The following is a 14,343-nucleotide window of genomic DNA, read 5'->3' on the forward strand; positions in this document are numbered from 1 at the left end:
CCGGCCTGCGCCGTCCGACCCGCCGCCTGCCCGGCCCGGCCCGGCGCGCGGCGCTGCCCGTCCCGGTGTCGCCGCCGTTCCCGGTGGCGCCCCGGTCGGGCCCGGTCCGCGCGGTGACCTCGACCGCACGGGCGGAACTCCGGCCGGTGGGCGTCCCGGTGGCGCCCCGGCCGGCCCGGTCGAGCCTGGCCCGCGCGGCGACCTCGATCGCACGGGCGGGATTCCGGCCGGCGGTGGCCGTCCCGGTGGTGCTCCCGCCGGTCCGGCCGGACCTGGCCCGCGTGGCGACGCCGATCGCACGGGCGACATCCCGGCTGGTGGCCGTCCCGGTGGTGCACCGGCCGGACCCGGTCCGCGCGGCGACGTGGAGCGCACGGGCGGGATTCCGGTGGGCGGCGCTCGCCCCGGTGGCGGCCCGGCCGGCCCGGCCGGACCCGGTGGCGACGGCCGTGGGGTGGCCCGCCCCGACGACATGTCCCGGCCCGGTGCCGGGCCCCGACCGGTGGCCCCCGGCGCCCGAGGGCCGGCGGGCGACGCCCCGGTGCCGCCCGGCGCCCCGGTGACCGCCCGCGCGGCGGCGGGTGTGGCCCGCCCGGTCGCGCCGGACGAGCGGCCCGCCGGGCGGGCGACACCACCCGGACCGGAAACGGACCGGCCCGGACCGGGCGGCCCGGCGACACCGGCGGCGGCCCGGGCGGCTGTGGTCGTACCCCCGGGGGAGCCGGCGGGGCCACGGCCCGGCGGTCCCGGACCGGCCGACAGCGGCGCGGAGGCCGGTGGCCTTCGTGGCGCGCGGTCCGAGCTGCGCCGGCAGATGCGCGAGCGCAGCCGGCTGCGGCTGGGCATCCTCGCCCTGGTCAGCCTCGTGCTGCTGGGTGCGGTGCCGCTCTACTTCGGGATGCGGACGCTCAGCCGCGACCCGGTCTTCGACACCCTCGACGAGCTCTCGGTGCCCGCCTGGGCACAGAGCAACACGGTGGACAACGTCAGCGGCAGCCGCTGGTGCCTGCAGGACTGCCGCCTGCGGGAACGGTCCGTCGAGTCGGAGCAGGGGTGGAAGGAGACCGTCGCGGTCTACGAGAAGGCGCTGGCCGGGGACGGGTGGCGGCGCTGGAAGGTCGACCGTTGCCCGGACGAGAAGGTCCCGGGTAGCTACACCTGCTGGCGCCGGGACGAACTGACGCTCGACCTGTGGGTACGCGACCGCACCTGCACGCCCCCGCCGATCGACGGGGCGCCCGCGCCGTCCACGCCCGCCGAGCCCGCAGCGGCGGCGTGCACCGGCTCGTTGGTGTCGGTGAAGGTGCGCAACGCGATCGACGACGAGCGCACCGGACCGACACCGACCACCGATCCGTCACTCACCGGTGAGGATCCTTACCCGACGCTGACCGACGACCCGCTGGGCGAGGTGACCCCCTCACCGTCGTGAGCCGACTTCCATCACGGACGGTAGGGTCTGGGGCTGGCACGCCCGTCCGTGCCCGGTGACCGGGTCGGCGTGGCGCGAAGTGGGTAGGTACGGTCGCGCGTTCCGGGGCGTCGGGTTCCGGGACACTGCTTGAGGAGGACGTGCGCGTGAACGGTAGCGAGGTCGCTTGGCTGGTTCTGGCCGGCGCGTTCCTGATGCTGGTGCTCGTGCTGGCGGTGCCGATCCTGCGGCTGCGGCACACCGTGGACGCGACGACCCGCATGATCAACGAGCTCAACGACCGCACCGCGCCGCTGCTCGGTGACGTGAACACCACGGTGAAGAACGTCAACGTGGCGCTGGAGCAGGTGCAGACCTCGCTGGACGGGGTGAACCTGCAGCTCGCCAAGGTGGACACCATGACCAGCCACGCGCAGAACGTCACCGCGAACGTGGCGAACCTGGCCACCGTGGTCTCCGCCGCCGCCGCGAACCCGCTGGTCAAGGTGGCCGCGTTCGGGTACGGCGTGCGCCGGGCCGCCTCCGCCCGCCGGCACGCCGAGACCGAGCGCGAGGTGCGCGACACCATCAAGCAGCAGCGTCGCGCCGCCAAGCGCGGCAACCGCTGACCCCGGCCGGCGTACGCGGGAAGGATGAGAACATGAGGCGGTTGTTCTGGCTGGGCATCGGGCTGGCCGTGGGCGTCCTGGTGGTGCGCAAGGCCACCCGGACCGCGCAGGCGTACACCCCGGCCGGCATCGCCAGCGGGCTGTCCGAGTCCGCCGGCGGTCTGGTCGAGTCGCTCCGGGCGTTCGTGGACGACGTCCGGGTCGGCATGGCCGAGCGTGAGCAGGAGATCCACGAGGCCTTCGCCCGCGGCGAGGTGTACGACGACCAGTTCGCCGAGCTGCGGGAGGACCCGCGCATCGGCGACCGAGAGATTTTCCCGGAGGACCACCAGCGATGAAGACGGCGGAGATCAAGCGGCGGTTCCTCGCCCACTTCGAGGCGAACGGGCACACCGTGGTGCCGTCCGCTCCGCTGCCCGCCATCAGCGACCCGAACCTGCTGTTCATCAACGCGGGCATGGTGCAGTTCGTGCCCTACTTCCTGGGCCAGCAGACCCCGCCGTACGCGCGGGCGACGAGCGTGCAGAAGTGCATCCGGACGCCGGACATCGACGAGGTCGGCAAGACCAGCCGGCACGGCACGTTCTTCCAGATGAACGGCAACTTCTCCTTCGGTGACTACTTCAAGTCCGGAGCGATCCCGCTCGCCTGGGACCTGGCCACCAAGCCGGTCGAGGCGGGCGGCTTCGGGCTGGACCCGGAGCGGATCTGGGCCACCGTCTACCTGGACGACGACGAGGCGTACGACATCTGGCGGGCCACCGGCGTGCCGGCCGGGCGGATCGTGCGCCGCGGCAAGGCCGACAACTTCTGGTCGATGGGCATCCCCGGCCCGTGCGGTCCGTGCTCCGAGCTGTACTACGACCGCGGCCCGGCCTACGGCCGCGAGGGCGGCCCGGAGGTCGACGAGGACCGCTACCTGGAGTTCTGGAACCTCGTCTTCATGCAGTTCGAGCGCGGTCCGGGCACCGGCAAGGAGGACTTCCCGATCCTCGGTGACCTGCCGGCGAAGAACATCGACACCGGCATGGGCCTGGAGCGGATGGCCTCGCTGCTGCAGGGCGTGGACAACCTCTACGAGATCGACGAGGTCAAGCCGATCCTGGACCGGGCCGCCGAGTTGACCGGCAAGCGCTACGGCGTGCACTCCGGTCACGCGGCCAACGAGTCGCACCCGGACGACGTGCGGCTGCGGGTCATCGCCGACCACGTACGCACCTCGCTGATGCTGATCGGCGACGGAGTGACCCCGTCGAACGAGGGCCGGGGTTACGTGCTGCGGCGGATCATGCGCCGGGCGATCCGGGCGGTGCGGCTGCTCGGCTACCAGGACCGGGCGCTGCCGGAGCTGCTGCCGGTGGCCCGCGACTGCATGGCGCCGTCGTACCCGGAGCTGGCCGAGGACTTCGGCCGGATCTCCCAGTACGCGTACGCCGAGGAGGACGCGTTCCTGGCCACGCTGCGCGCCGGCACCACGATCCTGGACACCGCCATCGCCGAGACCAAGTCGGCCGGCAAGGCGGCGCTCTCCGGTGACAAGGCGTTCCAGCTGCACGACACGTACGGCTTCCCGATCGACCTGACCCTGGAGATCGCCGCCGAACAGGGGCTGCAGGTCGACGCGGAGGGCTTCCGCCGGCTGATGGCCGACCAGCGCAGCCGGGCCAAGGCCGACGCGCAGGCGCGCAAGACCGGGCACACCGACGTGTCGGCGTACCGGTCGGTGCTCGACGGCGGCGGTCCGGTCGAGTTCACCGGCTACACCGAGCTGAGCCGGGAGTCGCGGGTACGCGCGCTGCTGTCCGGCGGCGCCGCGATCTCCGCGGCGGTCGAGGGTGACACGATCGAGCTGGTGCTCGACACCACCCCGTTCTACGCCGAGGGTGGCGGCCAGCAGCCCGACCAGGGGCTCATCACTGTGGGCGGCGGCCAGGTCGAGGTCTTCGACGTGCAGCAGCCGGTGCCCGGCCTGATCGTGCACCGGGCGAAGGTGGTGCGCGGCGAGGTGCGTTCCGGGGAGACCGGGTACGCCGAGATCGACGTGTCCCGCCGCCGGGCGATCTCCCGCTCGCACACCGCCACGCACCTGGTGCACCAGACGATGCGCAACTTCCTCGGTGAGTCGGCGACCCAGGCGGGTTCGCTCAACGCGCCGGGCCGGCTGCGGTTCGACTTCAACACCCCGACGGGTGTGGCGCCGAGCGTGCTGCACGACGTCGAGCAGCAGGTAAACGAGGTGCTGCTGGCCGACCTGGAGGTGCACGCGTTCGTCACCAGCCAGGAGGAGGCCCGCCGGATCGGGGCGATGGCCCTGTTCGGCGAGAAGTACGGCGAGCGGGTCCGGGTCGTCGAGGTCGGCGACTACGCCCGCGAGCTGTGCGGCGGCACGCACGTGGCCCGCTCCGCCCAGCTCGGCCTGGTGAAGATCCTCTCCGAGGCCTCTGTGGGTTCCGGCGTCCGCCGCATCGAGGCGCTCGTCGGCATGGACGCGTTCGGCTTCCTGGCCCGCGAGCACCTGCTGGTGTCCCGGCTGGCCGAGCTGTTCCGGGTTCCCGGCGAGCAGGTGGCCGACCGGGTGGAGCAGACCGTCACCCAGCTGCGCGACGCGGAGAAGGAGCTGGAGAAGCTGCGCGCCCAGCTCGTGCTCGGCGGGGCCGGCGCCCTGGCGGCGCAGGCGAAGGACGTGCGCGGCGTCGCGTACGTCGGCACCGAGGCGCCGGAGGGCGCGGCGGCGAACGACGTGCGGACCCTCGCCCAGGAGATCCGGGGCCGGATCGACGCGGCCCGCCCGGCGGTGGTCGCGGTGGCCGCCCGGGCCAACGGCAAGGCGTCGCTCGTGGTGGCCGTCAACCAGGCCGCCCGGGGGCGGAACCTGAGCGCGAAGGACCTGGTCAAGGCGGCGTTCTCCGGCCGGGGCGGCGGCAGCGACGACCTGGCCCAGGGCGGCGGCCTGCCCGCGACGGAGGCGCCGAACCTGCTGGTCACCGTCGAGCGGGCGGTCGCCGACGCGGCATGAGCGAACGCACCGAGCGGAGCGAGGGCCGTGAGGGCATGCCCAGCCGGCACGGCATGAGAGCAACGATCGACGCCAGGGCGGACCACCCGGTCCGCCCTGGCCCGTACCGGCGGGGAGGTGTCCGCTCGTGAGCGAGCTGTCCCGTGGCGTCCGGCTGGGTGTCGACGTCGGCCAGGTCCGGGTGGGGGTGGCCCGCTGTGATCCGCACGGCATCCTCGCCACGCCCCTGGTGACGCTGGCCCGTGATCTGACCGCCGAACCGGACGCGGTGCCCGGCGACATGGCCGAGCTGGTCCGGCTCGCCGCCGAGCACGAGGCGGTGGGGATCGTGGTCGGGCTGCCTGTCAACCTCGCCGGAAAGCACGGTCCCGCGGCGGTGAACGTATCAGCATATGCCAGCCGATTGGCTGATGTAATGAGGCCGATTCCGGTGACGCTGACGGACGAGAGGATGTCTACCGTCGTCGCGAGTCGTAGGCTGGCCGAACGGGGCGTCCGGGGAAAGCGCCAACGAGCGGTGGTCGACCAGGCCGCCGCGGTGGAGATTCTGCAGAGCTGGCTGGACGCACAGCGGAGGCGGACGCAATGATCGACGATCTTGATCTGGGGTTCGACGAGCCGGACAGGGGGGAGAAGGGCCGGCACCGGCGCGGCGCGGTGCGCCGGCGCCAGGGCAAGTCCGGCGGCAGCCGGGGCAAGACCCTTCTCGCACTCGCTCTCGCGCTGGTCCTGCTGGGTGGCATCGGCGGCGGCGCGTTCTACGGCTTCGACCGGGTCCAGAACTACTTCGTCACACCCGACTACGACGGCTCCGGCACCGGCGAGGTTACCGTCGAGATCAAGCAGGGTGCGCTGATCGCCGACATGGCCGACGCGCTCGTCGCGGCCGACGTGGTGAAGAGCACCAAGGCGTTCATCGAGGCCGCCGAGGAGAACTCGCGCAGCAAGAACATCCAGCCCGGCACGTACAAGCTGCGCAAGCAGATGAGCGGTGACGCGGCGGTCGTGGCCCTGCTGGACCTCAAGAACAAGATCGTCAACGGGATCACCATTCCCGAGGGCCTCACCGCCAAGACGGTCTACAAGCGGCTGTCCGAGAAGACCGACATCCCGGTCAAGGACTTCGAGGCGGCGGCGAAGGACCCGGAGGCGCTCGGCGTCCCGGACTGGTGGTTCAAGCGCTCCGACGGCAAGAAGGTCAAGCCGTCGATCGAGGGCTTCCTGTTCCCCGACACCTACGAGATCCCGCCGAAGGCCACCGCCGAGACGGTGCTCAAGCTGATGGTGGACAACTTCCTCACCGTCACCGGGAACCTGAAGTTCGCCGAGAACGTGCAGGCGAACCGTGGCGGCATCAGCCCGTACGAGGTGCTCATCGTGGCGTCGCTCTCGCAGGCGGAGGCGGGTAACAAGGACGACCTCGGCAAGATCGCCCGCGTCGCCTACAACCGGGTCTACAGCGGCAACTTCCCCTGCAGCTGTCTGCAGTTCGACGTGTCGGTCAACTACTACTGGGAGCTGACCGGCAAGCCGACAAAGGCGTCGAAGGACATGCGCAGAGAGGAGCTGTACGACGAGAAGAACCCGTACAGCACCCACGCCCGCCCGGGTCTGCCCCCGACTCCCATCAACAGCCCGGGGAAGCAGGCCCTGGAGGGGGCGCTGAACCCGCCGAACGAGAAGTGGCTCTTCTTCGTCGCCATCGACAAGCAGGGACACTCGGCCTTCGCGACGACGAACGCCGAGCATGAGCGCAACATCGAGAAGGCCAAGGAGAACGGCGTTCTCTAGGCACGACCGCGCGGGCGATTCCAACTGGGAGCTGTTCGCTCGCGACACGCTGTCGGACGGGCACTGCGCGCGTTGGCAGGTGCGCGCACCAGGGGGAACCTCGTGGTCGTGGCAGGGCGATTCCGTCTGCACCTCGACGGATAAGTCCGCGACGTTCGGTGTGTCGAACTACTCCTACCGGATCTGCCGAACCGGGATCGGCAACTGCTCGTCCGCGGCTACGCTACCCTGATCCGTTCATGACCTGGGGGGAGAGAGGCAGTGCAGTTCTCGACCCCCCGCCGCGCCGCGGTGGTCGGCAAGCCGATCGCCCACTCGCTCTCCCCGGTGATCCACACCGCCGGGTACGCGGCGGCCGGGCTGACCGGCTGGTCGTACACCTGGATCGAAGCCGGCGCCGACGAACTGCCCGGCCTGGTCGCGGGCCTCGGCCCCGAGTGGGCCGGGCTGTCGGTGACCATGCCGGGCAAGGAGGCGGCGCTCGCGCTGGCCGACGAGGTCTCGCCGGTCGCCGCCGCCGTCGGCGCCGCCAACACGCTGGTACGCCGGCCCGACGGCACCTGGTACGCGGACAACACCGACGTCACCGGCATGGTCGAGGTGCTCACCGGCGCCGGCTGCGTGGCCGGGGCGGTCGTCACCGTGCTCGGCGCGGGTGGCACCGCCCGGGCCGCGGTCGCAGCGGCGGCCCGGATCGGGGCGGCCGAGGTGACAGTGGTGGCCCGCCGGCCCGAGGCGGTCGACGAGCTGCGTCCGGTCGCGGCGGCGGCCGGCGTGCCGCTCGCCGGTGCCGAGTGGGACGGCGCGCCCGCCCACGCCCGCGCCGACGTGGTGATCTCCACAGTGCCCAAGGGCGTCGCCGACCCCCTCGCCGACAACTTCGACTGGCGGCCCGAGTCGGTCTTCTTCGACGTCGTCTACGACCCGTGGCCCACGCCGCTCGCGGCGGCGGCGCTCGCCGCCGGGTGCCGGGTGGTCTCCGGGCTGGACCTGCTCCTGGCCCAGGCGTTCGGCCAGTTCGAGCAGTTCACCGGCGTCGCGGCTCCGGTGGACGCGATGCGCGCGGCGTTGGCGACCGACCGTCGCCACTGAGCTTTCCCGGGTCCGGTAGTTCACGGATCGTGATCACCGCGTCCGGCTCTCGAGAGTTCCGGCTGGTCGGAGGCATCGATCCAACGTCATCCCACGGTGACGGAAAATCATGATTGACGGTCATCTCTTACCGACCGTAGCGTTCCCCCCACTATCAGCCCTAGTTCACGGGGGAGGGCCCTGGTGGCTCCTGCGCGCGTGCGAAAAGTCCTACCACTGTCCACATTGGATAGAAGATTCAGATCCAGGTGGGGAAGGGCCGCGGTGGCCGCCCTGGCTGCCACCATGGCGATGACGCTCTCCGACGTCCCGCTCCGGCAGGCGGAGGCGGAGGCGGCGCCCAAGCCCAAACCGGCCGAGGTCCTGGAGCGCCCCGACGAGATGGCGGCGCTGGTCACCGCACGGATGACGGGCCGAGACGTCCGCATCACCGGCATGACCAACGAGTCCGCCGAGTACGTCGCCCATCCCGACGGGCGCATCCAGGCGACCGTCCACGCCGGCCCGGTCCGGATGCGGCAGAACCAGAAGTGGGTGCCGATCGACCTCAGGCTGCAACCCGCCGCCGACGGCTCCGTGCAGGCGGTGGCGCATCCGCTGGACCTGCGAATCTCCGGCAGGCGCTCCGGTGCGGGCGAACTCGCCGCGGTCGGTACCGGCGACGGCCGGTTCGCCCTCGGCTGGCCGGGTGCCCTGCCCGCGCCCGTCCTCGACCAGAACCGCGCCACGTACCCGGAGATCGCGCCCGGGATCGACCTCGTGGTCGAGGCGACCAGGACCGGCTTCTCGCAGTACCTGACCGTGAAGAGCCGCGACGCGGTGGACCGGCTGCCCTCGCTGGCGCTGCCCCTGACCGGTAAGGGGCTGGCTTCGTTCACGCAGGATTCGGCCGGTGGCCTGACGCTGCGCAACGCCAAGGGCAAGCCGCTCGCCACCGTCCCGGCCCCGCAGATGTGGGACGCCCGTCGCGCCCCCGGCTCGGAGGAGCCGACCCGGCGCACCCTGGTCCGCACCAAGGCGGAACGGCCCGCGGCGGCGAACCGCGGCGCGGCCGCGAGCGGGCTCACCATGCGGTTGCAGCCGGACCTGGCCTGGCTGAAGGACCCGGCCACCCAGTACCCGGTCACCATCGACCCGCAGATCAACCCGCTCTACACCTCCTTCGACACGTACGTGAAGGAGGGCGACAACGTCGACCGCGGCGGAGCGAACGACCTCCAGCTCGGCCTGCTCGCCGGTTCACCCAACGTCAAGTCCCGGGCGTTCGTGCACTGGCCCGTCTCCGCGCTCGCCGGCAAGCAGATCACCGCGGCGACCGTCTACTTCTGGAACTTCTGGTCCCACACCTGCACCGCCACCTCCTGGGAGATCTGGAGCACCGGCGCGGCGTCCTCGGCCACGCGCTGGGGCACCCAGCCGGCCTGGATCCAGAAGGAGGCGACCTCCACCCAGACCAAGGGCTTCTCGTCCGCCTGTAACGACGGCTGGGTGAGCATCAGCGGTACCAGCTTCTTCCAGCGGGCCGCCACGGCCGGGCAGTCCACCGCCTACATGGGCGTGCGCGGCACCGACGAGACGACGACAAACAGCTTCAAGCAGTTCCGCTCCCGCAACGCGGTCGACAGCAGCCAGGTTCCGTACGCGGTCGTCACGTACAACTCGTACCCGACCGTCGGGACCCGCTCCACGGTGCCGTCGACCGCCTGCGTCACCGGCACCTCGCGGCCGACCGTCAACACCGCCACCCCCCAGCTCAAGTCGGTCATCTCCGACGGCGAGGGCTCGACCGTGAAGGCCGAGATGGAGTGGTGGACGCTGACCGGCACCACCAAGCTGGGCAGCACGGTCACCGCCACCGGCGCCTCCGGGAGCACCTTCACCGCCACCGTGCCGGCCGGCGTGATGACGAACGGCTCGTCGTACAAGTGGCGGGTCCGCGGCAACGACGGCAGCGTCAACGGCAACTGGTCGTCGTTCTGTGAGTTCACTGTGGACACCTCCATCGGCGCACCGCCGATCGTCAGCTCCACCACCTACCCGGAGAACGCGTGGGGCGGCGACGCGAACGTCGCCGGCAACTTCACCTTCGACCCGAACGGTGTCGCCGACGCCGCCGCCTACGAGTACAGCCTCGACGTGTCGCCGCCCAACAAGGTGGTGAACGCCCCGGCCCCGGGCGCTGCGGCGACCGTGAGCATCAAGCCGCTCACCCCGGGCTGGCACAACATCTGGGTGCGGACCCGGGACTCGGCCGGCAACGTCACCGCGCTGCGCAGCTACCCGTTCAAGGTCGGCTCCGGCTCCCAGGACTCGCCGAAGGCCGGCGACATCAGCGGTGCCAAGGTCGCGCTCGGCTCGACCGCCGCGCCGTCCTTCGCCGACGTCACCTATCAGTGGCGGCGGGCCGGCTCGGACGGCTGGGTCACCATCCCGGCGGGTCACGTCACCTACGCCGTCGGTGGCGGTCCGGTCACCTGGCCGGTCACACTCGCCAGTGGCATCGCGCCCAAGCTGAACTGGGACGTCGCCGCCACGCTCGCCTCGGTGGACGCGGCCGGCATCCCGCGTGACGGGCCCGTCCAGGTCCGGCCCTACTTCAACCAGAGCAACTACGGGGCACCGGCGGACCAGGTCAAGTTCACCTTCGACCGCGACCTCGCCTCCGCCGCCGCAGCCGAGGTGGGCCCCGGCTCGGTCAACCTGATCACCGGCAACTACCAGATCACCACCTCCGACGTCGCGGCCGGCGGCCTGGCCGTCTCCCGTACGCTCAACAGCCGCCAGCCCCTCGGCCTCGACCCGCTCTTCGGGCCGGGCTGGGTGTCCGGCCTGGTGGTGTCCGACGCGGAAGCGCCGTACACCCGGCTGACCACCCACGGCAGCCTCGTGCAGGTCCACCTGCCGGACGACTCGTCCATCGGCTTCACGAAGGTCGACGGCGCCGGCGTCAACTACGAGCCGCAGGTCGGCGCGGAGTCCTTCAAGCTGACGTTCGCCTCGGCCACGAGCACCTTCACCCTCTCCGACGACAAGGGGAACGTGGTCACGTTCACCCGGACCGCGACGGACCCGGCGAACGTCTACACCCCCACCGCGGTCACGCCGCCGGGCTCGGGCAACGCCTCCACCTACTCCTGGGAGAAGGTGACGCTGGGGACCAGCGACGTCATGCGGCCGACGCGCCTGCTCGCCCCGGTGCCGACCGGCGTCAACTGCGCCACGCTGGTCCGCGGCTGCCAGGCCCTGACCTTCACCTACGCCACCACGACCACGGCCACCGGGCTCGGCGACGGCCAGTGGGGTGACTACCTCGGCCGGGTGAAGCAGATCTCCTACACCGCCTGGGATCCGGACCTCGCCACCCCGGCGATGCGGACCGTCGTGCTGGCCCGGTACACCTACGACAACAGCGGCCGGCTGCGGAGCTTCTCGGACCCCCGGCTGGACTACACCGACGGCACCGGTTCGCACTCGCTGCGCACCGTGTACTTCTACGACTCGAACGGCATCATCGTCTCGCTGACCCCGCCGGCTCAGCAGCCGTGGCAGTTCTCGTACACCACGACGCCGAGCGACCCGGGCAAGGGCCGTCTGCACAAGGTCACCCGGTCGGCGTTGACCGCGGGAACCTCCGTGGAGACGGTCGTCTACCAGGTGCCGACGTCCGGCTCGGGTGCGCCGTACGACCTGTCCGGCACGCAGACCGCCCGGTGGGCGCAGAGCGAGCCGCCCACCGACGCCACCGCTGTCTTCCCGGCTGTACATGTGCCGACCGGTGACCCGGCGACCGGCACGCTGCCGGGCTCCTACGAGCGGGCGACGGTCATGTACCTGGACGCGAACGCGCGCATGGTGAACGTGGCCGAGCCGAACGGGCAGATCACCAGCACGTCGTACGACCAGTACGGCAACGTCGTGCAGGAACTGTCCCCGGGCAACCGCCGGCGGGCGCTGGACGCGTCACCCGGCGACGCCGCCGGCGCCGAGGCGCAGATCGCGGCGAAACTCGCCAGCGTCAGCGTCTACTCCACCGACGGGCAGCGGTTGCTGGAGACCTTCGGCCCGGAACACGACGTCATGCTCGCCTCCGGCACTGTCGTACGCGGCCGGCAGCACACCCGGCGCACCTACGACGAAGGGGCGCCGAGCACCGGTGGGCCGTTCGGCCTGCTGACCACCGAGCGGGTGTCGGTCAGTTACGTGAACGCCGGCCAGACCGTGGACGCGGACGACCGCACGACGACCACGGAGTACGACTGGACCCTGCGTCAGCCGGTCAAGTCGACTGTCGACCCGGGCGACCTGGATCTCATCACGCGCACCGGCTACGACGCCCAAGGCCGCGTGATCAGCACCACGGCCCCGGCCGGTGGCAGCGCGGACACCACCCCGGCGACCCGGCTCGTCGTCTACTACACGGCGGCGGCCAACAGCACTCACGCCGAGTGCGGCAACCGGCCGGAGTGGCACGGCCAGGTCTGCCGTACCCAGACCGGCGGCCAGCCGGAGAGCGGCCCGGAAGTGCCGGTCACGGTCACCACCTACGACATGTACGGGCAGTCGCGTGTGCAGTCGACGAAGACCGGATCGGTTGAGCTGCGGCGGACGGAGATCACCTACGACGGTGCCGGCCGCCAGCGGGAGAACTCGGTGACCGCCGCGGGTCTGGGCACTGCGCTGGAGAAGCGGCGCACCGTGTACGACCAGGCCAGCGGGCAGGCCGTCCGGACCCAGACGGTGAACGCGTCCGGCGCGGTGACGGCCGAGGTGATCCGGGCGTACGACAGCCTGGGCCGGATGACGTCGTACACCGACACCGACGGCACCGCCACCACCAGCACCTTCGACATCGCCGGCCGACCGGCCACGGTGAACGACGGCAAGGGCACCCGCACCTACACCTTCGACGGCGGCAGCGAGCGACGTGGCCTGCCGACGTCGGTGGCGGACAGCCAGGCCGGCACCTTCACCAGCACCTACGACCACGACGGGAACCCGGTCAGCCAGACCTGGCCGAACGGGCTCGTGGTCGGCCACACCACCGACGAGACCGGCGCGGCCAGCGGCATCACCTACACCAAACCGGGCTGCGGCCAGGCCGACTGCACCCTCTACACCGAAACCGCCGTCTCCAGCGTCCACAACCAGTGGCGCAGCCGGACCTCGACCCTGTCCGCGCAGACCTACACCTATGACGGCGCCGCCCGGCTCACCGGCGTGGCGGACACCGTGGCCGGACAGTGCACCACCCGGAAGTACGAGTTCGACGCCGCCACCAACCGCACCAACCAGGTGGCGTACGGGCCAGGGGCGGGCGGCGCGTGCCAGGCGACCACTGTCGGCACCGCCCGGGAGTGGAGCTACGACAGCGCCGACCGCACCAGCGGTGCCGGCTACACCTATGACGCCCTGGGCCGGACGCTGACCGTGCCGGCCGCCGATTCCGCTGTCGCCGGCGGTGCCGGCAGCACAATGGCCTACCACGTCAACGACATGGTGCGCAGCATCACCAAGGGCACGCGCACCGCCACCTACACGCTGGACGTCATGTCCTCCCGGATCCGCTCCTGGACGGACACGGGTGACAGCCTCACCAGGATCAACCACTACAGCACCGACGGGGACAGCCCGAGCTGGACCGATGAGGGCGGCGGTAACCACTCCCGTGCCATCGGCGGACTGGCCGGGATCGCCGGCCTGTTCACGAACTCCACCGGTGTCGCGTGGCGGATCACCAACCTGCACGGTGACCTCGTCGCCGGAATGACCGAGACCGGCGCGGGACTGGCCTACACCAGCGAGTACGACGAGCACGGCAACGCCCGCAATCCCGGCGACGCCGGCACCCGGCGCTACGGCTGGCTCGGCAGTCACCAGCGTGCCGCCGACACCCCCGACGGCTCGATCCTGATGGGCTCCCGGCTCTACAACCCCGGCACCAGTCGTTTCCTGTCCACCGACTCGGTGTACGGCGGCAACGCCAACCCGTACGAGTACGGCACCGGCGACGCGGTCAACAAGGACGACCTCTCCGGGAATCTGTCGTGCTGGCGCACCAGTCTCAGCACCCGCAAGTGGTACTACTGGTGGGGCACGTGGGGCGGTTACCGCGTCGACTGGCGGTTCCAGTGCTACATCTCGAACTGGGACGTGAAGTTCTTGACCAGATGGGGCTTCGCCTACGCCATCATCGGCGCGATCGCGGGCGTGTTCTATCCCCCGGCGGGTGCGGCGTTCGCCGTCGCGGCCGGCGCCATCGCCTGGATCGTGTGGGAGTACTACGAGGCGTGCACCCGGCGTCGCGGGGCCTACATGAGGGGTTACTTCCGCTGGTGGGTGAACCGGAGTTGGAAATTCCAGCACGGTTACGGTTGGCTCACCTCCAAGTACTGTGCCTAGGCCAG

General features: G+C 71.5%; 8 protein-coding genes. All 8 read left to right on the top strand.

Going from position 1 to position 14,343, the window contains the following annotated elements; translation table 11 throughout:
* Positions 1-814 precede the first annotated feature (814 nt).
* The 8 genes from CLT75_RS03205 to CLT75_RS03245 all read left to right on the top strand — a co-directional run bounded on the left by CLT75_RS03205 (position 815) and on the right by CLT75_RS03245 (position 14,338).
* On the top strand, positions 815-1,432 hold the full coding sequence (locus CLT75_RS03205) for a hypothetical protein (protein WP_135243889.1): 618 nt from the start codon (positions 815-817) through the stop codon (positions 1,430-1,432).
* Between the two features lie 146 nt (positions 1,433-1,578).
* Positions 1,579-2,040 carry a DUF948 domain-containing protein gene (locus CLT75_RS03210; protein WP_043324962.1) on the top strand — a complete coding sequence of 154 codons (462 nt, stop codon included), beginning with the start codon at positions 1,579-1,581 and terminating at the stop codon, positions 2,038-2,040.
* A 32-nt stretch (positions 2,041-2,072) separates the two neighbouring features.
* The gene (locus CLT75_RS03215; protein WP_013285491.1) at positions 2,073-2,378 is read left to right on the top strand and encodes a hypothetical protein; all 306 of its coding nucleotides are present in this window, start codon (positions 2,073-2,075) and stop codon (positions 2,376-2,378) included.
* Positions 2,375-5,056 carry an alanine--tRNA ligase gene (gene alaS / locus CLT75_RS03220; protein ID WP_135239412.1) on the top strand — a complete coding sequence of 894 codons (2,682 nt, stop codon included), beginning with the start codon at positions 2,375-2,377 and terminating at the stop codon, positions 5,054-5,056. The genes CLT75_RS03215 and alaS overlap by 4 nt, the downstream gene beginning before the upstream one ends.
* A gap of 127 nt (positions 5,057-5,183) precedes the next feature.
* Positions 5,184-5,645, top strand: coding sequence for a Holliday junction resolvase RuvX (ruvX, locus tag CLT75_RS03225; RefSeq protein WP_135239413.1), 462 nt, complete (start codon positions 5,184-5,186; stop codon positions 5,643-5,645).
* Positions 5,642-6,847 (top strand): endolytic transglycosylase MltG, encoded by a 1,206-nt coding sequence (gene mltG, locus CLT75_RS03230; RefSeq protein ID WP_135239414.1) that lies wholly within the window; start codon positions 5,642-5,644, stop codon positions 6,845-6,847. The genes ruvX and mltG overlap by 4 nt, the downstream gene beginning before the upstream one ends.
* A 261-nt stretch (positions 6,848-7,108) precedes the next feature.
* On the top strand, positions 7,109-7,939 hold the full coding sequence (locus tag CLT75_RS03240) for a shikimate dehydrogenase (RefSeq protein ID WP_135239415.1): 831 nt from the start codon (positions 7,109-7,111) through the stop codon (positions 7,937-7,939).
* A gap of 264 nt (positions 7,940-8,203) precedes the next feature.
* The gene (locus CLT75_RS03245; protein WP_486485049.1) at positions 8,204-14,338 is read left to right on the top strand and encodes a CBM96 family carbohydrate-binding protein; all 6,135 of its coding nucleotides are present in this window, start codon (positions 8,204-8,206) and stop codon (positions 14,336-14,338) included.
* Positions 14,339-14,343: the final 5 nt, after the last annotated feature.

This window comes from Micromonospora sp. CNZ285 (genome assembly GCF_004637285.1).